The sequence below is a fragment of the Ruegeria sp. HU-ET01832 genome (assembly GCF_040371315.1).
Lineage (GTDB): Bacteria > Pseudomonadota > Alphaproteobacteria > Rhodobacterales > Rhodobacteraceae > Ruegeria > Ruegeria lacuscaerulensis_A.
Genome location: NZ_BAABWL010000008.1, coordinates 89521 through 108931 on the forward strand (window position 1 = coordinate 89521; position 19411 = coordinate 108931).

The 19411-nt window shown below is 55.2% G+C and carries 29 protein-coding genes and 1 pseudogene; 3 read left to right on the forward strand and 27 right to left on the reverse strand.

Going from position 1 to position 19411, the window contains the following annotated elements:
• Nucleotides 1–49: 49 nt before the first annotated feature.
• From ABWV79_RS20420 to rpmC, 14 genes are all read right to left on the reverse strand, one after another.
• A complete protein-coding gene (locus tag ABWV79_RS20420) occupies nucleotides 50–922 on the reverse strand; it encodes a hypothetical protein (protein WP_353394400.1) in 873 nt (290 codons plus the stop codon).
• 120 nt (nucleotides 923–1042) lie between these two features.
• Nucleotides 1043–1258, reverse strand: coding sequence for a DUF1127 domain-containing protein (locus tag ABWV79_RS20425; RefSeq protein ID WP_170356675.1), 216 nt, complete (start codon nucleotides 1256–1258; stop codon nucleotides 1043–1045).
• 238 nt (nucleotides 1259–1496) lie between these two features.
• Nucleotides 1497–2756, reverse strand: a complete 1260-nt coding sequence (gntH, locus tag ABWV79_RS20430; protein WP_353394402.1) for a guanitoxin biosynthesis MBL fold metallo-hydrolase GntH — start codon at nucleotides 2754–2756, stop codon at nucleotides 1497–1499.
• 227 nt (nucleotides 2757–2983) lie between these two features.
• Nucleotides 2984–3172, reverse strand: a complete 189-nt coding sequence (rpmD, locus tag ABWV79_RS20435) for a 50S ribosomal protein L30 (RefSeq protein ID WP_074736195.1) — start codon at nucleotides 3170–3172, stop codon at nucleotides 2984–2986.
• Between the two features lie 13 nt (nucleotides 3173–3185).
• The gene (gene rpsE / locus ABWV79_RS20440; protein WP_170356677.1) at nucleotides 3186–3749 is read right to left on the reverse strand and encodes a 30S ribosomal protein S5; all 564 of its coding nucleotides are present in this window, start codon (nucleotides 3747–3749) and stop codon (nucleotides 3186–3188) included.
• A gap of 116 nt (nucleotides 3750–3865) precedes the next feature.
• Nucleotides 3866–4225 (reverse strand): 50S ribosomal protein L18, encoded by a 360-nt coding sequence (gene rplR / locus ABWV79_RS20445; protein ID WP_170356678.1) that lies wholly within the window; start codon nucleotides 4223–4225, stop codon nucleotides 3866–3868.
• A gap of 11 nt (nucleotides 4226–4236) precedes the next feature.
• The gene (rplF, locus tag ABWV79_RS20450; RefSeq protein WP_170531622.1) at nucleotides 4237–4770 is read right to left on the reverse strand and encodes a 50S ribosomal protein L6; all 534 of its coding nucleotides are present in this window, start codon (nucleotides 4768–4770) and stop codon (nucleotides 4237–4239) included.
• An 11-nt stretch (nucleotides 4771–4781) separates the two neighbouring features.
• Entirely contained in the window at nucleotides 4782–5174 is a 393-nt protein-coding gene (rpsH, locus tag ABWV79_RS20455) for a 30S ribosomal protein S8 (RefSeq protein ID WP_068340741.1), read from the reverse strand.
• A 13-nt stretch (nucleotides 5175–5187) separates the two neighbouring features.
• The gene (rpsN, locus tag ABWV79_RS20460) at nucleotides 5188–5493 is read right to left on the reverse strand and encodes a 30S ribosomal protein S14 (RefSeq protein ID WP_068340744.1); all 306 of its coding nucleotides are present in this window, start codon (nucleotides 5491–5493) and stop codon (nucleotides 5188–5190) included.
• Between the two features lie 19 nt (nucleotides 5494–5512).
• Nucleotides 5513–6073, reverse strand: a complete 561-nt coding sequence (gene rplE / locus ABWV79_RS20465) for a 50S ribosomal protein L5 (RefSeq protein WP_353394406.1) — start codon at nucleotides 6071–6073, stop codon at nucleotides 5513–5515.
• Nucleotides 6066–6377 carry a 50S ribosomal protein L24 gene (rplX, locus tag ABWV79_RS20470; protein ID WP_170356681.1) on the reverse strand — a complete coding sequence of 104 codons (312 nt, stop codon included), beginning with the start codon at nucleotides 6375–6377 and terminating at the stop codon, nucleotides 6066–6068. Before rplX ends, rplE begins: the two co-directional genes overlap by 8 nt.
• Before the next feature lie 2 nt (nucleotides 6378–6379).
• Entirely contained in the window at nucleotides 6380–6748 is a 369-nt protein-coding gene (gene rplN, locus ABWV79_RS20475; RefSeq protein ID WP_008757934.1) for a 50S ribosomal protein L14, read from the reverse strand.
• Nucleotides 6749–6824: 76 nt separating this feature from the next.
• A complete protein-coding gene (gene rpsQ / locus ABWV79_RS20480) occupies nucleotides 6825–7055 on the reverse strand; it encodes a 30S ribosomal protein S17 (protein WP_170356682.1) in 231 nt (76 codons plus the stop codon).
• 4 nt (nucleotides 7056–7059) lie between these two features.
• Nucleotides 7060–7266 (reverse strand): 50S ribosomal protein L29, encoded by a 207-nt coding sequence (gene rpmC, locus ABWV79_RS20485; RefSeq protein ID WP_010437082.1) that lies wholly within the window; start codon nucleotides 7264–7266, stop codon nucleotides 7060–7062.
• Nucleotides 7267–7694: 428 nt separating this feature from the next.
• On the opposite strand from rpmC, the pseudogene ABWV79_RS20490 reads away from it, so the two are divergent.
• Together ABWV79_RS20490 and ABWV79_RS20495 are read left to right on the forward strand one after the other, a co-directional pair.
• Nucleotides 7695–8711 (forward strand): annotated as a pseudogene (locus ABWV79_RS20490) (cytochrome-c peroxidase).
• Nucleotides 8712–9088: 377 nt separating this feature from the next.
• Complete coding sequence (locus tag ABWV79_RS20495) at nucleotides 9089–10054, forward strand: response regulator (protein WP_353394409.1); 966 nt, start codon at nucleotides 9089–9091, stop codon at nucleotides 10052–10054.
• Nucleotides 10055–10078: 24 nt separating this feature from the next.
• Here ABWV79_RS20495 and ABWV79_RS20500 read toward each other — a convergent pair whose 3' ends face one another.
• The 7 genes from ABWV79_RS20500 to rplB all read right to left on the reverse strand — a co-directional run bounded on the left by ABWV79_RS20500 (nucleotide 10079) and on the right by rplB (nucleotide 14086).
• Nucleotides 10079–10699: a 2OG-Fe(II) oxygenase family protein gene (locus ABWV79_RS20500; protein ID WP_353394411.1), complete on the reverse strand. Its 621-nt coding sequence runs from the start codon at nucleotides 10697–10699 to the stop codon at nucleotides 10079–10081.
• Between the two features lie 40 nt (nucleotides 10700–10739).
• Complete coding sequence (locus ABWV79_RS20505) at nucleotides 10740–11288, reverse strand: amino acid synthesis family protein (protein ID WP_353394413.1); 549 nt, start codon at nucleotides 11286–11288, stop codon at nucleotides 10740–10742.
• Between the two features lie 153 nt (nucleotides 11289–11441).
• Entirely contained in the window at nucleotides 11442–11855 is a 414-nt protein-coding gene (gene rplP / locus ABWV79_RS20510) for a 50S ribosomal protein L16 (protein WP_058283513.1), read from the reverse strand.
• A gap of 12 nt (nucleotides 11856–11867) precedes the next feature.
• On the reverse strand, nucleotides 11868–12578 hold the full coding sequence (rpsC, locus tag ABWV79_RS20515; RefSeq protein ID WP_170356687.1) for a 30S ribosomal protein S3: 711 nt from the start codon (nucleotides 12576–12578) through the stop codon (nucleotides 11868–11870).
• Entirely contained in the window at nucleotides 12578–12958 is a 381-nt protein-coding gene (rplV, locus tag ABWV79_RS20520; RefSeq protein WP_039538267.1) for a 50S ribosomal protein L22, read from the reverse strand. The genes rpsC and rplV overlap by 1 nt, the downstream gene beginning before the upstream one ends.
• A 3-nt stretch (nucleotides 12959–12961) precedes the next feature.
• Nucleotides 12962–13240: a 30S ribosomal protein S19 gene (gene rpsS, locus ABWV79_RS20525; protein WP_005980699.1), complete on the reverse strand. Its 279-nt coding sequence runs from the start codon at nucleotides 13238–13240 to the stop codon at nucleotides 12962–12964.
• Nucleotides 13241–13243: 3 nt separating this feature from the next.
• On the reverse strand, nucleotides 13244–14086 hold the full coding sequence (gene rplB / locus ABWV79_RS20530) for a 50S ribosomal protein L2 (protein ID WP_170356688.1): 843 nt from the start codon (nucleotides 14084–14086) through the stop codon (nucleotides 13244–13246).
• A 364-nt stretch (nucleotides 14087–14450) separates the two neighbouring features.
• On the opposite strand from rplB, the gene ABWV79_RS20535 reads away from it, so the two are divergent.
• Nucleotides 14451–15191, forward strand: coding sequence for a heparin lyase I family protein (locus tag ABWV79_RS20535; protein ID WP_170755573.1), 741 nt, complete (start codon nucleotides 14451–14453; stop codon nucleotides 15189–15191).
• Between the two features lie 300 nt (nucleotides 15192–15491).
• Here the strand turns inward: ABWV79_RS20535 and ABWV79_RS20540 are convergent, their stop codons facing one another.
• The 6 genes from ABWV79_RS20540 to ABWV79_RS20565 all read right to left on the reverse strand — a co-directional run bounded on the left by ABWV79_RS20540 (nucleotide 15492) and on the right by ABWV79_RS20565 (nucleotide 19218).
• The gene (locus tag ABWV79_RS20540) at nucleotides 15492–16526 is read right to left on the reverse strand and encodes a fatty acid desaturase (RefSeq protein WP_170356690.1); all 1035 of its coding nucleotides are present in this window, start codon (nucleotides 16524–16526) and stop codon (nucleotides 15492–15494) included.
• Between the two features lie 166 nt (nucleotides 16527–16692).
• A complete protein-coding gene (locus ABWV79_RS20545; protein ID WP_008757532.1) occupies nucleotides 16693–16989 on the reverse strand; it encodes a 50S ribosomal protein L23 in 297 nt (98 codons plus the stop codon).
• Nucleotides 16986–17603 carry a 50S ribosomal protein L4 gene (gene rplD / locus ABWV79_RS20550; RefSeq protein WP_008756644.1) on the reverse strand — a complete coding sequence of 206 codons (618 nt, stop codon included), beginning with the start codon at nucleotides 17601–17603 and terminating at the stop codon, nucleotides 16986–16988. The genes ABWV79_RS20545 and rplD overlap by 4 nt, the downstream gene beginning before the upstream one ends.
• Entirely contained in the window at nucleotides 17600–18325 is a 726-nt protein-coding gene (rplC, locus tag ABWV79_RS20555; protein WP_170356691.1) for a 50S ribosomal protein L3, read from the reverse strand. The genes rplD and rplC overlap by 4 nt, the downstream gene beginning before the upstream one ends.
• A gap of 18 nt (nucleotides 18326–18343) precedes the next feature.
• Nucleotides 18344–18658, reverse strand: a complete 315-nt coding sequence (rpsJ, locus tag ABWV79_RS20560) for a 30S ribosomal protein S10 (protein WP_008756422.1) — start codon at nucleotides 18656–18658, stop codon at nucleotides 18344–18346.
• Between the two features lie 380 nt (nucleotides 18659–19038).
• Entirely contained in the window at nucleotides 19039–19218 is a 180-nt protein-coding gene (locus tag ABWV79_RS20565) for a hypothetical protein (protein WP_353394420.1), read from the reverse strand.
• Nucleotides 19219–19411 lie beyond the last annotated feature (193 nt).

A 19411-nucleotide genomic window follows, 5' to 3' on the forward strand; every position in this document is an offset into this window, starting at 1 on the left:
ACAGCGTTGCGCCGATCTATGCAAGTTTGTTGTCAGGGCAACCCGAATTTCACGTGTCTAAAATGGGCGCTGCTGCCGGGTCGATACCGTGTTTTTCAACCAACTGCCCGACTAAACTGTTCGGATCAGGCACTCCTCCGAAACGGTTGCGCAAAATCGACCTCATGCGCCTGCCGTAAAAATGGATCGATACCGTATCGCCTTTGAGATAGGGTGACAGATCAACATCTGGTCGGGCAAGAGCCCGCCTCCGGGTAAAATTGACCGGGTAAAAGACATGCTCTGGCAGTGCGTACCGGATTTCTCCGGAGGTGTGCAGCGCCCATAAAACAGCACCCGGCCCCCAAGCGCCCCAATATTCCTCGGGTACATTTATTGGAGAGCCACTGTCCAGTGCGGCCTGCAACGTTTGTCTGTGTCGTTTTGGCAACCAGGGCGGGATGCGAAACGGATCCTGAGTGAATTCGTTCAGCAACGCCAGCGCCTCGCTGTCTGGCGGTAATTTGAGGACGCCAATTCCCATCGTTCCTTCAAGATACGCGTAGTAATGCCCGGTCTCTGTTTCGAAGGGTTTGATGCAATACGCATCCGTGTCAGCCCAAATCAGGTCCGGTTCCTGCGCCAGCATTCTGTAGCGAAATTTGTCAGCGTGAGGTGCAGGACTGCCGGTTCGACCATGGGTAACGAATTCGCTATCCTGCAGAACTTCTCGCGCATCACGTTGCTCGACCCCGTCAGGGACATTTGAAACTGTCCCGTAGGTGTAAAGACGGACGGGTTGCCCAACATCCAAGAAAGACTTGATGCAGAGCTGCTCGAGGTAGCTTAGCGGGCCATCGACCCACAGCATGCCAATCTGGAATTCTGTCACCCTGTCCAGCCCTTCATTCGTCCCTAATTCGCAACGTGTTTGGCGGATCATTGCGCGGGCTGCAACGCAGGAAGTCCGATTTCAACGCCATCGTGTCAAACTAATCACCCAAACGCAAAGAGGCGCCTGCCGGCGCCTCCTGATCAAAGCCTTCGCGTGTTCGCGTTTTGGTTAGGAGCAATACGCGTGTTCGCGTGCGATGTCCTTGATGTCACAACGACGCACACCGATGTCGTTCAATTCACGGTCGCTCAGACCCTGAAGCTCGGAATAGGTGCGGTTGTACTCGGCGCGCAGGGCATATGCCTCTTTAACGCGGGCGACGAGCGTTGCGATGCGGGCGCTCAGGCCAAAGCCCTCGCGAGTAAATGTTGCTGTGTTAGCCATGGTTCGATTCCTTTCTGAGCCCAAGGCGAATTCCTCGGGATACTGTTTGCGTTCCTGTTTGGGACAGCGTTCAGATAAGGAGGACGGGTATCGCTAACAACGGATGTTTCGGTCTATCCGGTATGCGTTGGGGGAATGGCCCATAATTGGGTGCTTGGCACTACTTAAGGCCCGATCCGCTTTGCGGACAAAGCCGACCTTGGAACTTGCAATTCTTTGGGGTGCTCCGACGCCTTATTCACTCTTGGAAGGGAATGCTTGTATAAGCTCCGACCTCGTCATTTCCTGTGCGTTCGTTGAATGCCCTGATCATTTCGTTTGTAGCTTCTGCTGCCCCGAGGTCCATGCTCTCGAGATCAAATTCGGAGAACGGGAACTCTGCAGCTGAGTCAGGCGGTTGCTTGGGCATTTGTACTGGTGCCGGGAAAGACTCTTCATTGGGCACTCCTTGACGAGTACGAATACTATCTTTGGTTACATTCCAGGTCATGAAATCAGCCGCCAAGTCCAATGGCCCATCATATGTCTCTCGGATTGCTGAATAGACGGCCAGCGCGATGTCATGATCGTTTTGGAAGTGGTAGCAAACCGCCAATCTTGGTTCCGTTTCGGACATAATCTTGCCGAATGCTTGCGCGGAAGTGTGCCCTTGAGAACCAACAAAAATTGCTTCGGAAGGGGCAAACCCATATTTCTCTATCATGAAATCTGGAGGGGTGAAGCACTCATGAATTGCAAGGTCCGCACCTACCGCATGCTCTCTCCACCATCGCGTAGGTAGCGTGTCGGATGAAAAAGCAAACTTCAGACCGTTCCATTCAAGTAGAAAACTAACTGATTGTTCACCATGTATGGCCGGCAGGGTTCTGACCTGAACACCGTTTTCGTCAAAAATGACGTTATTCACGATTTTCCAATCGAATTCGTTAACCTCAAGTTGCAGCCCTCTGGGGTCGACCGCCGCCCCACGAGTCGCTTCTTCCCATGCCCACATTTTCTTCATGTGATCTGCCCAAGACTTTGTTCCCCACTCAGGCTTGATGCCTTCGGGCCCCCAAAGGCGAACAGGCGTTAGACGGTTGTTTACGGGACCGGTGAAATAAAAGGCTGGAAAATCGCCAGCATGATCTAGGTGCAGGTGACCCAAGAAGACTTTATCCAGCTGATCCAGTGGAATCCCAAGCGCCATGATCCTTTCATAGGATCCCTCTCCCATATCGAAGATAAACTTTTCGCCATTTCCCAATTCAACCAAGAAACATGCCGCAGCTTGTTTCAGACGCGGCTGTGGCATACCGGTGCCACAGGCGACAACTCGCATTTCGTCAGGACCCAGAGCCTCGGTTCCTGGATAATAAACAGTTTGGTTAGGAAACGGCTCCGTCCTAGACCATTCGGCTGGATCATTACTTTGCGCGCCTACAGTATTCGCCGAAGCCAAAAAAAACGTAGATATTAACGCCAAAATACAGTTTCTGTTTTGGGCGGAAAAAGCCATTGCAATTGCCTCCGATTAGGACCACCGGGAATTTTCAATAGTGTGAAGCCGACTCATAATAGGATCGCAGATTTTGAATACGTCTGGCAAGGCCTCAAGAAATCGGCGGGTCTAAGGTAGGGCTTTCTTTAAACTTCTGTTGCCGCATTGGGCTCAAAGCAGACATATATTACAAAAAAAACGCCCCCAAAAATCGGAGGCGTTTCTTTGTTCGATAGAACTCGCGCTTAGCCGCGCTCTTCGATGATCTCAACCAGATGCGGGATCTTGTTGACCATGCCGCGGACCGAAGGCGTATCTTCCAGTTCACGGGTGCGGTGCATCTTATTCAGGCCCAGACCGATCAGGGTTGCGCGCTGTTCGGCGGGGCGGCGGATCGGAGAACCGATCTGCTTGACGACGATGGTTTTTGCCATGGTACGCTACTCCTTACGCTTCGGCTTCAGCCGGTGCTTCGTCCCGCTTGGGCAGGATGTCAGCAACTTTTTTGCCACGACGTGCGGCGACCGAACGCGGGCTCTGCTCTTTCTGCAGGCCGTTGATGGTGGCGCGGATCATGTTGTACGGGTTCTGCGAGCCCAGCGACTTGGACACAACGTCCTTAACGCCCAGCATTTCGAACACGGCACGCATCGGACCACCGGCGATGATACCAGTACCTTCAGGTGCGGTGCGCATAACCACTTTACCAGCGCCGTGACGGCCTTCGATGTCGTGGTGCAGAGTACGACCTTCGCGCAGTTGCACGCGGATCATCTGACGCTTGGCTTGCTCAGTCGCCTTACGGATGGCCTCAGGTACTTCTTTCGCTTTACCTTTGCCAAAGCCGACGCGGCCTTTCTGATCGCCGACAACCACCAGAGCGGCGAAGCCAAAGCGCTTACCACCTTTTACGGTTTTCGACACGCGGTTGATTGCGACCAGACGATCTGCAAATTCCGGAGCTTCTTCACGGTCGCGACCACGGCCCCGACGGTTTTCACGTTCTGCCATTTGGCATCCCTTTTCTCATGTGGCGCATACGGCGCCGTTTTCTTCAATCCAAGTGAGCTCCGACTAACGTCAGGGCCCCCGGATCATCGGGGCAGCCGCCAAGCTGCCCGCAAGTCTTAGATCTTCAGACCACCTTCACGCGCGGCGTCGGCAACTGCCTTCACCTTGCCGTGGAACAGGAAGCCACCACGATCGAAATAGGCCTCTTCGACGCCTGCCTTCTTGGCACGCTCGGCGATGGCCGCGCCCACTTTGGTGGCCGCTTCGACGTTGTTCTTGCCAACAACACCCAGATCTTTTTCCAGGGTCGAGGCTGCGGCCAGGGTCACGCCACGAACGTCGTCGATCAGCTGAACGCTGATGTTCTTGTTCGAACGGTGAACCGACAGGCGTACGCGGCCGGCGTTGACTTTGCGAAGTTTGTTCCGAACGCGCAGGCGGCGCTTCAGAAACAGGGTTCTTTTGCTGTTTGCCATTGTCTGCGTCCTTACTTCTTCTTGCCTTCCTTGCGGAAGATGAACTCGCCCTTATACCGGATGCCCTTGCCTTTATACGGCTCGGGACGGCGCCATTCGCGGATTTTGGCCGCGACTTCGCCCACCTGCTGCTGGTCGATACCTTCCACAACGATCTCGGTCTGCTTAGGCGCGGTGATGGTGACACCTTCCGGAGCAGTGAAATCAACATCGTGGCTGTAACCCAGGTTCAGCTTCAGGGTGTTGCCCTGCATCTGAGCCCGGTAACCAACACCCTGGATCTCCAGCTCTTTTTTGAAGCCTTGGGTCACACCGGTTACCAGGTTGGCAACCATGGTGCGGCTCATGCCCCACTGCTGGCGGGCACGCTTGGACATGCCACGGGGGTCGATCTTGACCACGTTGTCTTCAACCGACAGCGTGACGTCGTCGGTGGCGGTGAAGCTGCGGGTGCCTTTCGGACCTTTCACTTCGATGGTCTGGCCGGACACAGAGGCGGTAACGCCGCTGGGCAGCTCGACCGGTTTTTTACCAATACGAGACATTGCAGACCTCCTTAGAAGACGGTGCAGAGCACTTCGCCGCCAACATTGTTGGAGCGAGCGTTTGCGTCCGACATCACACCTTTCGGAGTGCTGACAATCGACACGCCCAGACCCTGACGGACCTGCGGGATGTCATTGACGCCCATGTAGACACGACGACCGGGTTTCGAAACCCGCTTCAGTTCGCGAATAACAGGGGTGCCTTCGTAGTACTTCAGGCTGATTTCGATGGCCGGATGACCGTTTTCACCGGTCGTCTTTTCATAGCCACGGATGTAGCCTTCGTCCGCCAGCACGTCCAGAACCCAACCGCGCAGCTTGGAAGCCGGGGTGGAAACGGTGGACTTGCCGCGCATTTGCGCGTTGCGGATACGGGTGAGCATATCGCCGATAGGATCATTCATATCTATGTCTCCCTTACCAGCTCGATTTCACCATGCCGGGGATCTGACCAGCAGAACCCAGCTCGCGCAGCGCGATACGGCTGACCTTCAGCTTACGGTAGTAAGCGTGGGGACGACCGGTCAGCTGACAACGGTTGTGCAGACGGGTAGCCGAGCTGTTGCGCGGCAGTTTCGCCAGTTTCAGACGCGCTTTGAAGCGCTCTTCCATCGGGCGGCTCTCGTCATTCGCGATTTCTTTCAGCTCGGCACGCTTTGCGGCATATTTGGCCACCAGGCGTTCGCGCTTCTTTTCGCGTTCGATCATTGCTTTTTTAGCCATGTCTCAATCCTCGCAGCACTTAAGCGTTGAAGGGCATGTTGAAAGCTTTCAACAGGCTCTTTGCTTCAGCGTCGGTATTCGCTGTGGTGGCAATTACGATATCCAGGCCCCAGACCTCGTCGACCTTGTCGAAGTCGATTTCCGGGAACACGATGTGCTCTTTCATGCCCATGGCAAAGTTGCCCTGACCATCGAAAGAAGGCTTAACACCGCGGAAGTCACGAACGCGCGGCAGCGCGATGGTGATCAGGCGATCCAGGAATTCGTACATCCGGTCACCGCGCAGGGTCACTTTCGCGCCCAGCGGCATGTCTTCACGGACGCGGAAACCCGCGATCGACTTCTTCGCCTTGGTTGCAACGGCCTTTTGACCAGCAATCGCAGTCAGATCTTCGACAGCAGCTTTCGCTTTCTTCGAGTCTTTGACCGCCTCAGCACCACAACCGATGTTCAGAACGATTTTCTCCAGCTTGGGCAGCTGCATGTCGTTCTTATAGCCGAACTCTTCTTTCAGAGCGGCACGGATGGTTTCAACGTACTGAGCTTTCAGACGCGGGGTGTAGGTTGCGGAATCAAGCATCGATCACGTCCCCTGTGGTCTTGGCGAAGCGCACCTTCTTGTCACCTTCCATGCGGAAGCCAACGCGGGTTGCTTTGCCGTTTTTGTCCAGCAGCGCCAGGTTCGACAGTTGGATCGGGTTTGCCTGAGGCAGACGACCACCTTGCGAAGTTTGCGACTGACGGGTGTGACGGATGGCAATGTTGATGCCTTCGACAACAGCTTTACCGGCTTTGGGGTCAACCGAGGAAATGGTTCCCTCTTTGCCCTTGTCCTTACCGGCCAGCACGACGACCTTGTCGCCTTTGCGGAGTTTAGCAGCCATGATTAAAGCACCTCCGGAGCCAGCGAGATGATTTTCATGAAGTTCTTGCCGCGCAGTTCGCGAACAACGGGGCCAAAGATACGGGTACCTACGGGCTCGTTGTTGTTGTTCAGAATGACGGCGGCGTTGCGATCAAAGCGGATCGCGGTGCCGTCTTCGCGACGGACTTCCTTGGCGGTGCGTACGACGACGGCCTTGCGGACGTCACCTTTCTTTACGCGGCCGCGCGGGATGGCTTCCTTCACCGAGACGACAATGATGTCGCCAACGGAGGCGTATTTACGCTTGGAACCACCCAGGACCTTGATGCACTGAACTCGGCGTGCGCCGGAGTTGTCAGCGACATCCAGATTGGTCTGCATCTGGATCATGTGGTTTCTCCCGACCTGTGGGGGCTGGTCTCATTAGATCCCCCAGGGTTTCGACAAATGGAAAAATCCCGGAGGCTTACGCTTCCAGAACTTCCCAACGTTTCGTCTTCGATTTCGGCGCGCATTCGATGATGCGTACGGTGTCGCCGACCTTGAAGGCGTTCTTTTCATCGTGAGCCCGGTATTTTTTGGACTTACGGATGGTTTTCTTCAGAACCGGATGTGTAAAGCGGCGCTCTACCTGAACGGTTACGGTCTGTTCGTTGGCGTCGCTGGTCACGGTGCCTTGCAGGATACGCTTGGGCATCTGATTACTCCTCGGATGCCGCTGCAGCGGCCTTTTCGTTCAGAATGGTTTTGACACGGGCGGCATTGCGGCGGGCCGCTTTGATGCCGGCAGTGTTTTCCAGCTGACCGGTTGCCTGTTGAAAGCGCAGGTTAAAGCTTTCTTTCTTCAGGTTGGCCAGTTCCTCGCGGAGCTGGTCCGGGGTCTTGTCACGCAGTTCTTGGGCGTTCATCGCCTTTTTCCTTTGCTCAAAACACCAGAAGGCCCCCTGACAGGGTCACCTTGGACCTGGTGGATGAATGATAGACATACGAATCGCCCGACAACGCCGGGAGATCGCAGGATGCCGCCGTATAAGGGTTTAGGGGATAGGTGGCAAGAGGAAGTTTGAGCTATCGACAGTTGTCAGACTTCGGCGAGTCCTTAACCCAACTAACACGTCCGGGCTACCCGAATACCGGCGGACATGACACCGGTATTTACCCGTTCCTAAGAAAACACCAGAGCAAATTAGAAGAAGTCTAAAATTGTGCCGCGCAGCCAGTTTAGAATTGATCTAAATCAAAGTGCCTGACTCAAAGTAAACTAAATAGTTCAGCAGGGAGATTACAGTTATTGGAGCAAACAATGAAACTGAAATCCAGTCTCACTCATGCAGCAATGATCACGGTCTTGGCTACAGGTGCTCAGGCGAATGACTTGCGCAACGAAGCGCTTGATATTTTTGAACCCCTGCCCTCGACCATACCTGCGGTGAATGATAACCCGATCACTGTCGAAAAGATCGAGTTGGGCAAAGCCTTGTTTTTCGATCCGCGCATGTCCGCATCGGGTGTGTTCTCGTGCAACTCATGCCACAATCTGGCGACTGGCGGGGACGACAACCTTGAAACCTCGATCGGGCACGGCTGGCAACGTGGCCCGCGCAACTCCCCCACGGCCCTGAACTCGGTTTTCAACGAAGCGCAGTTCTGAGATGGGCGCGCCGAAGACTTGGCCGCGCAGGCGAAAGGCCCGGTTCAGGCCGGTGTCGAAATGGCCAACACACCGGATAATCTGGTGCAAACGCTAAATTCGATGCCGCAATATGTGGAGTGGTTCTCTGAATCATTCGAAGGTGAAGAAGACCCGGTAAACTTTGACAATTTTGCCAAGGCCATCGAAGCATTCGAAGCCACCCTTATCACTCCTGCCCCGTTCGACGCCTGGTTGAACGGTGACGACAACGCCATGACCCAAGAGCAGCTGGCCGGTCTGTCCCAATTCATGGACATGGGCTGCGCCGCCTGCCACTCGGGCGTCAATGTCGGCGGTAGCGGGTACTACCCCTTCGGTCTGATCGAAAAACCCGGCGCGGATGTTCTGCCCGTCGGCGATAAAGGCCGCTTTGCCGTGACTGAGACCGTGGACGACGAATATGTGTTCCGCGCGGCACCTTTGCGGAACGTCGCATTGACTGCACCCTATTTCCACTCAGGCAAAGTATGGGACCTGAAAGTCGCGGTTCAGATCATGGCCGAGTCGCAACTGGGTGAGGAACTGGGCGACAACGAAGCCAACCAGATCGTTGCCTTTCTGGAAAGCCTGACCGGCACTTTGCCTGAAGTAACTTATCCGGTGCTGCCGGCCGAGACGGCGACGACCCCCCGCCCTTCGGGCGAGATCATCGCCGAATAAACACCTAAGGCAGGCCTAACGGCCTGCCTTTTAACCTTAAAGACCAGACGACCCCTGAGCATGCCACCTTGGACATAGCGGATGCATGATAACACCAAGAGACCGCAGTATGCTGCCGCGCAAGGTATTAGCGGATAGCTTGCAAGGGAAAGCTCATTCTCCCACTCACCCAGTCTGTCGCGATGGCGATATGCATGGCCTTTTCACCCGATAGTGATAAGAAAATCCGCAATGGCAGGCGCTATGCCTAAAATACATCTTTTCAGTCCGGCAATTTTGACGGTACCATCTAGAAGCAATAACACTTTAAGTTGCACCAACTTTCAAAACAGCATTCAGCGTCGCATCCATTTGTGACCACATAGAACTAGCAAAATTTGAGTTCAGCCAAAGACCGCCAACCATACAGGAGGTTTGCAATGAGAGTTCTTTTAGTCGACGACGATATGGACATCTTGAAGGTGCTTTCGCTTGGGCTGGCCTCGAATGGAAGTTTCACTGTAGAGACAGCATCGTCCGCGATTCAGGGCTTGGAAAAAATCGCTCACGCTGACCGTCCGTTTGATTTGTTCCTTCTAGACATTCAAATGCCCAAAATGACCGGGGTCGAGCTATGCCGCCGGATTCGATCTTTGCCTGACTATCGTTACGCGCCGATCATCATGGTCACTGCGATGTCGGACAAGAAACATGTTGACGATGCCTTTGCCGCAGGGGCGACAGATTATGTAAACAAGCCGGTGGACTTCGATGACCTGCGACTACGCATCAAGCAAGCATTGCAGTCATCGGCGCGTGTTGAACAACTTGACACGACTTCGCAAAACATGACCAAAGCCGTTGCCCTCAGCGACGCAATAACAATCGACGATGTAGATGGGGTTCTAAAAGTACATTCTTTTGAAAACTACCTGACGCATCTTGGCAGGCTGAAGTTCCGGGCGACCAAGCTGCAAATCCTGACAGTTACAAATATCGCGTCCATCTACGAAAGATGCACATCACAGGAATTTATTGACGAAGTGACCGATATCGCTGAGTGCATCTCAGACGCACTTTGCGATCATGCGCCGATGATCACCTATTTCGGACGGGGAATCTTCGGTATCGCCACTCATGGTCATTACGTTGATTCCATCGTCAACGTTTCAGACAATATCCGCCGTCAGATTTTGGAAACCGGGTTGGTGTTCCGGGACGGCAGCCCCGTGCAAGTTGAATTTGACGTCATCGGAATTGGCCGCAAAACCTTTTTGTCGCCCCACACCCAAGTGGCCTTCGTCGACCGTATGATCGGAGAACTGAAGACAGCCGCTCAATCAGATGAGCCCCTTTTTCAATAAGCGTGGGATGTCACGCTTTCGACGTTATTCCCACTTGTAGTTGAAGCTGACGCTGATGCGTTCTTCTTCGGCCATGTTCATTGGCACTTCGTGGCGCAGCCAGCTTTCCCAAAGCAGCACGTCCCCGACTTGCGGCTTCATATAGATGAACGGCTGCAAATCACGCCGCCCGCCTTTGACCCGCGTTGGCGCGGCCATCATGCGGCCCGAGCGAGGGTCTTCCAGTTTCAGTGCGCTCGCGCCTTCGGGCATAGCCACATAGGTCGTGCCCGAGATCACGCTGTGCGGGTGCAGGTGGCTGGAGTGCATTCCGCCCTCGGGCAGGATGTTGATCCACAGGTCTTCCAGCTTCAGCGCGCCCTCGCCCAGATCGAACTCAAGATCCTTGGCAAAGGCGGCGACGTGCTGGTCCAGCGCAGCGACCACATCGGCAAAGATCGGAAACCGCCACGGCAAATCGGTCAGCGAGGCGTAACTGGTGTAGCCGGGATAGCCGTTTTCTTCACACCATTCCTGTCCGGCCTCATCATCCTCGACGATGACAAGGCATGAGCTTTCCAATTCCTGGGCGTCGATCTTCGGATCGAACTCGGAGAGGGACGCGCGGTAGAGACGGGTTACGAAGAGTGATTCAATCTGTGCCATGGGCCGGGCATACCCCAGTGTTTTCGGCAAGGCCAGTCGATTAGCTTTTGACGGGCCCTTTGCCACAGCGTGGGATCGGGCGACCGCCATCGGCATAGGCAAGGCACAGAACGATCTCATCCGGTTTAGGTGCGTCCGGGATGTTCAACGTCATCGTGTCGAAATGGTCGAACGACCAAGGGTTGTCCTTGTGCCCCAGCGGCAGATCAATCGCGCAACCCGGCGCGCCCAGCTTGGCGTTCGAAGGGATCACGGCCTCTCCTCCGCCAGCTGCCGCGCGCATGGGCGCGCCAAGCTTGGGATGGATCACCGCCCCGCCCTGTTCAAGATCGCCGTTTATGCCGATGATCGCTGCCTTGCCGTAGGATACCGGCGCACCGTCCAGTTGGAATATCGCTTCGGAAGCGAGGTCCGGGCCAAGAAGCGCACCAATCTCAAACAACTCTGAAAGATCATCCGAGAACCGTCTAGCCACAGGGTTCGTGAACACCGCCAGCGCAGCAACCCGGCTGATCAGATCGCAGGGCTGGCCCAACTGATCGGTGGTTATGATTTCCTTGACGAACATTTTTTTGCGCAACTGAACCATAGGGCCCTCCCATTTCTACCGGGCAGCCTAGGGGCGCAGTGAGACGAGGTCGACGGTTTTTGCGGCCCTTAATTTCACAAGCGCAACAGAAAACCCCCGCCGGTTTCCCGACGGGGGTCAATCTTGTAACGAACGGGGTTGCCCCCGGATCGCTTACCAGTCTTCGCGAACCACGACGCGGGTCTTGATCGGCAGCTTCATCGCAGCCAGGCGCAGGGCCTCGCGGGCGATGTCGTCATTGACGCCGTCGATCTCGAACATCACGCGGCCAGGCTTGACTTTGCATGCCCAGCGGTCGACCGAACCTTTACCTTTACCCATACGAACTTCGATCGGCTTGGCCGTGACCGGAGTGTCGGGGAAGATGCGGATCCAAACACGTCCCTGACGCTTCATGTGACGCGTCATGGCACGACGTGCAGCTTCGATCTGGCGTGCAGTTACACGCTCAGGCTCAAGAGCTTTCAGGCCGTAGGTGCCAAAGTTCAGATCAGAGCCGCCTTTGGCGAGACCCTTGATCCGGCCTTTGTGCATCTTGCGGAATTTAGTACGCTTTGGTTGAAGCATATCTTTCCCTCCTTAGCGACGACCGCCACCAGCACCACGAGGTGCAGGGCCGTCCTGGAGTTCCTGTGCTTTACGGTCACGTGCCTGCGGATCGTGCTCCATGATCTCACCTTTGAAGATCCAGACCTTGATCCCGATGATCCCATAGGGGGTCATCGCTTCGGCATGTGCGTAATCGATGTCGGCACGCAGAGTGTGCAGAGGCACGCGACCTTCGCGGTACCACTCGGTCCGTGCGATTTCGGCGCCGCCCAGACGACCAGCGACGTTCACCCGGATACCCAGGGCGCCCATGCGCATGGCGTTCTGAACCGAGCGCTTCATAGCGCGACGGAACGAAACACGACGTTCCAGCTGCTGAGCGATGGACTCGGCAACCAGCTGCGCGTCAAGCTCGGGCTTGCGCACTTCGACGATGTTCAGGTGCAGTTCGCTGTCTGTCATCAGGGCGATCTTCTTGCGCAGAACTTCAATGTCCGCGCCTTTCTTGCCGATGATGACACCCGGACGTGCTGTGTGGATCGTAACGCGGCACTTTTTGTGCGGACGTTCGATGATCACACGGGCGATACCGGCCTGCTTGCACTCTTTGTTGATGAACTCACGGATCTTGAGGTCTTCCAGCAGAAGATCACCGTAGTCCTTGGTGTCGGCGTACCAGCGGCTGTCCCAGGTGCGGTTGACCTGCAGGCGCATGCCGATCGGATTTACTTTATGACCCATTAGGCTTGCTCCTCAACTTGACGCACCTTGATGGTGATCTCCGAGAACGGCTTCATGATCTTGCCGAAACGACCACGGGCACGCGGACGACCGCGCTTCATGACCAGGTTCTTGCCAACCCATGCTTCGGCGACGATCAGCTCGTCAACGTCCAGGTTGTGGTTGTTTTCGGCATTCGCGATTGCGGACTGCAGGCACTTCTTGACGTCCTGCGCGACACGCTTGTTGCTGAAAGTCAGGTCGGTCAGAGCCTTCTCAACTTTCTTGCCGCGGATCATTTGCGCAACCAGGTTCAGTTTCTGCGGGCTGGTGCGAAGCATGCGGGTTTTCGCCATTGCTTCGTTTTCAGCCACGCGGCGGGGGTTCTTTTCCTTGCCCATGACTTACTTCCGCTTCGCTTTTTTGTCTGCGGCGTGGCCATAATAGGTACGGGTCGGCGAGTATTCACCGAACTTCTGACCGATCATGTCTTCCGAGACGTTGACGGGGATATGTTTCTGACCGTTGTACACACCAAATGTCAGACCCACGAACTGGGGCAGAATGGTGGAACGACGCGACCAGATTTTGATGACTTCGTTGCGGCCCGACTCGCGCGCTGCTTCGGCTTTTTTCAGCACGTAAGCATCGACGAAAGGACCCTTCCAAACAGAGCGAGACATGGATTAACGTCCCTTCTTCTTGGCGTGCCGCGAGCGGATGATCAGCTTCTGGGACGCTTTGTTCTTGTTGCGGGTACGCTTACCCTTGGTGTCCTTACCCCAAGGTGTAACCGGTGTACGGCCACCCGAGGTACGACCTTCACCACCACCGTGCGGGTGATCGATCGGGTTCATTGCAACACCACGAACCGACGGACGCACGCCTTTGTGGCGCATACGACCGGCTTTACCGAGGTTTTGGTTGCTGTTGTCGGGGTTGGACACGGCACCAACGGTGGCCATGCATTCCTGACGGACCATGCGCAGCTCGCCCGAGCTCAGACGGATCTGAGCGTAGCCGCCATCGCGACCAACGAACTGAGCGTAAGTACCGGCCGCACGTGCGATCTGACCGCCTTTGCCGGGCTTCATCTCGATGTTGTGGACGATGGTACCGATCGGCATGCCCGAGAACGGCATTGCGTTGCCCGGCTTGATGTCGGCTTTTGCCGACGCGATGACTTTGTCACCAACAGCCAGACGCTGCGGAGCCAGGATATATGCCTGCTCGCCGTCTTCGTATTTTACCAATGCGATGAATGCGGTCCGGTTCGGGTCATATTCGATCCGCTCGACGGTTGCCGCGACATCAAATTTATTCCGTTTGAAGTCAACGATCCGGTAGAGACGCTTTGCGCCACCGCCGCGGCGGCGTGAAGTGATCCGTCCGGTGTTGTTCCGGCCGCCCGATTTGGTCAAACCCTCTGTGAGAGACTTGACCGGACGTCCTTTCCAAAGCTCCGAACGGTCGATCAGCACCAGCCCGCGCTGGCCCGGCGTCGTCGGCTTGTACGACTTGAGTGCCATGCTTTCTGTCTTCCGTTTAGCAAGTGCAGGGGGTTTCCCTGCTATGTGATAGGCCCCCGTAGGTGCCAAGGGTATAGGGCCCCGAAGGTCCCCGGTTACAAATATCAGAGGCCCCGGAACGAATCCGAGGCCGCAAGATTGGGAGCATTTAGCAGTGTTGGGGGTGGGTGTCTATAGGGGAATCTTGTTCAAGTCTTAAGCTGCAGGCACAGATCGCAATGTGGACGAAAGCGCGCCTAAGTTTCTCTGTTTAGTCATGCCCTAAAGAATCGGGCTGAAGAGGGAGCACCTTCAAGGAATAGGTTGCCAGATCTGATTTTGGGTTTCTAAATGACGAATTGATATTTTTCAGGAGGAATTATTTATGGATCGCAGGGTTTTCATTAAGGCGGTTTGTTTAGGCGCAGTTGGTTTGGCTGGACAGTTTCCACTTTTTGCTTCTGCCCAAGAAATCCGCCAAAAGATTAAGCGAGTATCCAATTCCGTTGGAAAAAGCCGCCGTGTTCGAATCGAGGGTGAGAAAGCGTGGCATTTCACATTGACCCCGAATGGTAGAGAAAGCGAAATCGCCGCGGAAGCTTCTGGTCGCCAGCGCGAAGAGCTTAGAGATTACTCTAGTAGCGCACGCGGAACTGTAATTTATAAACTTCAATTCATGCTTCCAAACATAGATGATCCAAATGGGCAGCTCGAAGCCAAGTTTATTTTTTTTCAACTCAAACCCCGTGACAAGCGAGGGGTTGGGTTCAATCCTTACCTCACTGTCGAGATACCAAAAAACTATCGGAGCCAGGGTCCAAAAGTAGATTTCGAATTTCAGGATGGAAAGGTTCGCGAAGTTCGCTCAGGCAAACCAGTAAGCCCGAACAGATGGCACGCTCTGGAAGTAATCGTTAAGTGGAGTGCCCAGCGTGACGGTTTTGCAGACGTTAAACTGGATGGCAGGACCATTGCACGTCACGATGGCTTCACTGGTCCTGATATCGGCGACCCATTACCTAACTTTGGCATCTACCGGTCACATCTTAACAACGTCGATCCTTCACGATTAGAAACTATCAACTTATATGTTCGTAGATATAGTGTGGAGCGCATAGCCAACTAGTACCCTCGGCGGCAGTCTGTACCACCGGGGCCAAAATAGAAGTAGCATCCGATACCGCTGCAACATTTTGGCTGAAAAAATTTGTTTAACCAAGCGCGGAACACGGCAGAAGGTCGCCGCGCCAGCGACTGCCCGTCCCGGCGGGCTAGCGCTTTGGGGACATTTGCGCCTCGCTAAAAGTTCGGATGTATTTGGCACCATAAAGCGCCCTGATCGACCGTTGCAGTGCCATCCCACGGGCAGTCTTCAGCGCGTGTCATAGCTTTGTATGGGTAAGTCAGGTCAGAAGCGACATGCCCCTTACCCATAAAGCGCCCGCGCCTCGGCGAAGGACAACAGGCGACGGCTCTTTTCGTCCCACAAGTGCAACCGCGCATTGGCGAGGCTTTCGCGGATGGTCATCCGGTTGCTGTTGGCCAGCTCATCATGATCGCGCAACACTTCGGTCAAGCGATAGAATGGAATGCGACTGTACAGATGGTGCACATGGTGGATGCCGATATTGGCGCTGAACCACTGCAATACGGTTGGCAGAATGTAGTGCGAACTGCCGTGCAGGGCGGCCTCGTGCAATTGCCAGTCCTTATCGGGATCCCATTGCGTCTCTTCGAACTGGTGCTGCACGTAAAACAGCCAGACACCCGCTGTCGCGGCCAGCAGGGTCGATGGCAGGAAGATCAGCAGCAACGGCATCACACCGCCGAAATAGTATATGGCCAGCAGAGCCAGAAGGATTGCCAGATTGGTGGCCATAGCACTGATCCAGAATTTCAGGAGACCCGTTAGGCCAAGCGGTAGGCGGTTCTGCAGCAGAAACAGGTAGCCGGGCCCTAAGCCAAACAAGGTGACCGGGTGGCGGTAGACCCGATACCAAAACCGGTTTAGAGGCGTCAAAGCCAGATACTCTGCAACGGTCAGAGTGTGGATATCGCCCATCCCGCGCTTGTCCAGATTACCCGCGCTGTTGTGATGGGTAGAATGCGTACGACGCCAGACATCATAAGGCGTCAGGGTCAGTACACCGATCACCCGACCGGTCCAGTCGCTGAGCATCCGGTTGCTGAAGAACGCCCCGTGCCCACAATCATGCTGGATCGCAAACAGACGCAGCAGAAAGGCTGCGTTGAGAACTGCAATGGCAAAAGCCAGCCAGTAGCTGATCGACAGTGACATCCACGACAGCGCCCATAAGGCAATAAATGGCACGATACTGACGCCAAGCTCGAACGCGCTACGCAACTGGTTCGGCTCTCGGTATTTGGCCAGTGTCGACACCCAATCCCGCGCTGCGGTCACTTGCGGATTGCCCGGGTTCGGTTTGATGGAATGTGTCATGCGCCTGCCGTGTTTTCTATCTTCAACCGGATAACCTTCTGACCCGGCGTCGCAAGCGATTTATGCAATTGGCCTTTTAATCCGAGGTCAAATTTATGTGTCGCCGCCATACAAAAAAACCCCCGCTTTCGCGGGGGTCTTCCATTCTTTCCATAGACCGTTCCGATCAGAGACCGGTAGATACGTCGATGGTGTTACCCTCTTCCAGGGTCACATATGCTTTTTTGACGTCTTTCCGACGACCCAGCTGGCCGCGGAACCGCTTGACCTTGCCTTTGGTCACGGTGGTGTTCACCGCTTTGACCTTCACACCAAACAGCGCCTCAACGGCCTCTTTGATCTGCGGCTTGTTGCTGTCGATCGCCACTTCAAAGACAACCGCGCCGTTCTCGGACGCCATGGTCGACTTCTCAGTAATGATCGGCTTGCGGATCACGTCGTAGTGTTCTGCCTTCGCGCTCATTTCAGACGAGCCTCCAGTGCTTCGACAGCCGCTTTGGTGAGCACCAGAGTGTCACGCTTGAGGATGTCATAGACGTTTGCGCCCATCGACGGCAGGATATCCAGACCTTCGATGTTCTTGGACGCTTTCAGGAACCCTTCGTTCACGGTCGCGCCGTCGATGACCAGAGCACGTTTCCAGCCCAGGTTTGCAACCTGTTTGGCCAGAGCGGCGGTCTTGCCTTCGGCTTCGGCGTTCTCGATCACAACCAGTTCACCTGCTTTGGCTTTGGCCGACAGAGCATGGCGCAGGCCAAGCTTGCGGAACTTCTTGGGCAGGTCGTGGCCGTGCGAGCGTACGACGGGGCCTTTGTAGATACCACCACCACGGAAGATCGGCGCGTTGCGGTCACCATGGCGTGCGCCACCGGTGCCCTTTTGGCGATAGATCTTCTTGGTCGAGTAGCTGGTTTCCGAGCGGGTCTTGACCTTGTGGGTGCCGGCCTGCGCGTTGTTGCGCTGCCAACGGACCACACGGTGCAGAATGTCCGCGCGCGGCTCGAGACCGAACAGATCGGCGTTCAGCTCGATGTCGCCGGCTTTGCCGCCGTCCAGTTTGATTACATCAAGTTTCATGCTTCACCACCTTCCGCGGGAGCTTCTTCCGCAGGTGCTTCGGTTGCAGCCGATTTCACAGCAGCCGGGAAAGGCAGGCCTTCCGGTGCTTTCTTCTTCACGGCGTCCTTGACGGTAACCCAGCCCGATTTCGGTCCGGGAACGGCGCCTTTGATGAAGACCAGGTTCCGGTCGGCGTCGGTTTTGACGACCTCCAGGTTCTGGGTGGTAACACGGGCAGCACCCATGTGACCGGCCATCTTCTTACCTTTGAAAACCTTGCCCGGATCCTGACACTGACCGGTCGAACCGTGCGAACGGTGGCTAATCGAAACACCGTGCGAGGCGCGCAGACCACCAAAGTTCCAACGCTTCATCGCACCGGCAAAGCCTTTACCGATCGAGGTGCCCGAAACGTCAACTTTCTGACCTTCCAGGAAGTGTTCTGCCGAAATCTCGGCACCCACTTCGATCAGGCCATCTTCCGACACACGGAACTCGGCCAGCTTACGCTTGGGCTCGACCTTTGCAGCAGCATAGTGACCGCGCATAGCTTTCGAGGTGCGTTTTGCTTTGGCTGCACCAGCACCCAGCTGAACGGCGGTGTAGCCGTCTTTGTCAGCGGTACGCTGTGCAACAACCTGCAAGTTGTCCAGGTGAAGAACGGTCACAGGGATCTGCTTGCCGTCTTCCATGAACAGGCGGGTCATGCCAACTTTTTTTGCGATAATACCAGAGCGCATAATCTATACCCTCCGATCTTACGACTGCAGCTTGATCTCGACGTCCACACCAGCAGCGAGGTCGAGCTTCATCAGCGCGTCAACGGTCTGGGGGGTCGGATCAACGATGTCGAGCAGACGCTTGTGCGTACGGATCTCGAACTGGTCGCGGGATTTCTTGTCAACGTGAGGGCCACGGAGAACCGTGAACTTCTCAATCTTGTTCGGCAGCGGGATCGGGCCGCGCACGTTCGCGCCGGTCCGCTTGGCAGTGTTGACGATCTCTTGCGTGCTGGCATCCAGAACGCGATAGTCAAATGCCTTCAGCCGAATACGGATGTTTTGGCTTTGCATAGATACAGCCTTTTTTCAGGCGTTGAGGTTGAGAGGAGGACAGACGCGCATCGCCAACCCTCTTCGAACCCAAAAGGCGGGAATCACCCCGCCTTGACGTTCTTATCGAGAACTCGCGCGTATTAGTTGGGTTGGTGGGGTTTGGCAAGGGGTTTGTTGGCCTTGTTGGACCTAAAAGGGCGACAGGAGCCGGCGCCAAAAACCAGTCTTTAGATTGAACTTCGCAACGATAGTGCGCAGCAGGACTACGAATGAGCTAAACAGCCTGCGCGCGACAATCATTGAGCCTAAGAAAACCAAAATGACACTTGATGGATTTCACCCCACGCAACGACTAGCACGAAGCTTGACGGTAGTTATTTTAGCCGCGCGTTTACGCGTCAGGCTCTGTTAGGCAACTCCGCAAGCGTGACTTTGAACCGCTTACGCTCGCGGCAAAAGTCGCTGTTGTCACGTTCGATTTCCTGATCGTCGCCTCCAAGTATGGCGGCGCGCATGTCCTCCAAATCCTTGCTGTGAAGGATTTGCGTTCCATAGTTCAAGAATTCAAAACCAAACATGATTTCCTCCTGCTTACTTCAGCGGTTCGCTAGATACGCGCCCCACTTTTTGTTTCATTTCACATGTGGGTTTCTTGTCTTTCCGTTAGGTGGACGTAGGATTAAGAAGCCTCAATCCGTTTCAGTTCTTGGGCGACGGCGGGCATTCTAAGCGTTTGCTCCCTTCGAACACATTCAGATTCACCTCGGAAAT

What these genes read in the sequence shown, in the direction of transcription:
- ABWV79_RS20420 (WP_353394400.1), bottom strand. Translation starts at nt 922, where the DNA reads ATGATCCGCCAAACACGTTGCGAATTAGGGACGAATGAAGGGCTGGAC.
- ABWV79_RS20425 (WP_170356675.1), bottom strand. Translation starts at nt 1,258, where the DNA reads ATGGCTAACACAGCAACATTTACTCGCGAGGGCTTTGGCCTGAGCGCC.
- gntH (WP_353394402.1), bottom strand. Translation starts at nt 2,756, where the DNA reads ATGGCTTTTTCCGCCCAAAACAGAAACTGTATTTTGGCGTTAATATCT.
- rpmD (WP_074736195.1), bottom strand. Translation starts at nt 3,172, where the DNA reads ATGGCAAAAACCATCGTCGTCAAGCAGATCGGTTCTCCGATCCGCCGC.
- rpsE (WP_170356677.1), bottom strand. Translation starts at nt 3,749, where the DNA reads ATGGCAGAACGTGAAAACCGTCGGGGCCGTGGTCGCGACCGTGAAGAA.
- rplR (WP_170356678.1), bottom strand. Translation starts at nt 4,225, where the DNA reads ATGGCAAACAGCAAAAGAACCCTGTTTCTGAAGCGCCGCCTGCGCGTT.
- rplF (WP_170531622.1), bottom strand. Translation starts at nt 4,770, where the DNA reads ATGTCTCGTATTGGTAAAAAACCGGTCGAGCTGCCCAGCGGCGTTACC.
- rpsH (WP_068340741.1), bottom strand. Translation starts at nt 5,174, where the DNA reads ATGAATGATCCTATCGGCGATATGCTCACCCGTATCCGCAACGCGCAA.
- rpsN (WP_068340744.1), bottom strand. Translation starts at nt 5,493, where the DNA reads ATGGCTAAAAAAGCAATGATCGAACGCGAAAAGAAGCGCGAACGCCTG.
- rplE (WP_353394406.1), bottom strand. Translation starts at nt 6,073, where the DNA reads ATGCTTGATTCCGCAACCTACACCCCGCGTCTGAAAGCTCAGTACGTT.
- rplX (WP_170356681.1), bottom strand. Translation starts at nt 6,377, where the DNA reads ATGGCTGCTAAACTCCGCAAAGGCGACAAGGTCGTCGTGCTGGCCGGT.
- rplN (WP_008757934.1), bottom strand. Translation starts at nt 6,748, where the DNA reads ATGATCCAGATGCAGACCAATCTGGATGTCGCTGACAACTCCGGCGCA.
- rpsQ (WP_170356682.1), bottom strand. Translation starts at nt 7,055, where the DNA reads ATGCCCAAGCGTATCCTGCAAGGCACCGTGACCAGCGACGCCAACGAA.
- rpmC (WP_010437082.1), bottom strand. Translation starts at nt 7,266, where the DNA reads ATGAACGCCCAAGAACTGCGTGACAAGACCCCGGACCAGCTCCGCGAG.
- ABWV79_RS20500 (WP_353394411.1), bottom strand. Translation starts at nt 10,699, where the DNA reads ATGGCACAGATTGAATCACTCTTCGTAACCCGTCTCTACCGCGCGTCC.
- ABWV79_RS20505 (WP_353394413.1), bottom strand. Translation starts at nt 11,288, where the DNA reads ATGGTTCAGTTGCGCAAAAAAATGTTCGTCAAGGAAATCATAACCACC.
- rplP (WP_058283513.1), bottom strand. Translation starts at nt 11,855, where the DNA reads ATGCTTCAACCAAAGCGTACTAAATTCCGCAAGATGCACAAAGGCCGG.
- rpsC (WP_170356687.1), bottom strand. Translation starts at nt 12,578, where the DNA reads ATGGGTCATAAAGTAAATCCGATCGGCATGCGCCTGCAGGTCAACCGC.
- rplV (WP_039538267.1), bottom strand. Translation starts at nt 12,958, where the DNA reads ATGGGCAAGGAAAAGAACCCCCGCCGCGTGGCTGAAAACGAAGCAATG.
- rpsS (WP_005980699.1), bottom strand. Translation starts at nt 13,240, where the DNA reads ATGTCTCGCTCTGTTTGGAAGGGTCCTTTCGTCGATGCTTACGTGCTG.
- rplB (WP_170356688.1), bottom strand. Translation starts at nt 14,086, where the DNA reads ATGGCACTCAAGTCGTACAAGCCGACGACGCCGGGCCAGCGCGGGCTG.
- ABWV79_RS20535 (WP_170755573.1), top strand. Translation starts at nt 14,451, where the DNA reads ATGGATCGCAGGGTTTTCATTAAGGCGGTTTGTTTAGGCGCAGTTGGT.
- ABWV79_RS20540 (WP_170356690.1), bottom strand. Translation starts at nt 16,526, where the DNA reads ATGACACATTCCATCAAACCGAACCCGGGCAATCCGCAAGTGACCGCA.
- ABWV79_RS20545 (WP_008757532.1), bottom strand. Translation starts at nt 16,989, where the DNA reads ATGAGCGCGAAGGCAGAACACTACGACGTGATCCGCAAGCCGATCATT.
- rplD (WP_008756644.1), bottom strand. Translation starts at nt 17,603, where the DNA reads ATGAAACTTGATGTAATCAAACTGGACGGCGGCAAAGCCGGCGACATC.
- rplC (WP_170356691.1), bottom strand. Translation starts at nt 18,325, where the DNA reads ATGCGCTCTGGTATTATCGCAAAAAAAGTTGGCATGACCCGCCTGTTC.
- rpsJ (WP_008756422.1), bottom strand. Translation starts at nt 18,658, where the DNA reads ATGCAAAGCCAAAACATCCGTATTCGGCTGAAGGCATTTGACTATCGC.
- ABWV79_RS20565 (WP_353394420.1), bottom strand. Translation starts at nt 19,218, where the DNA reads ATGTTTGGTTTTGAATTCTTGAACTATGGAACGCAAATCCTTCACAGC.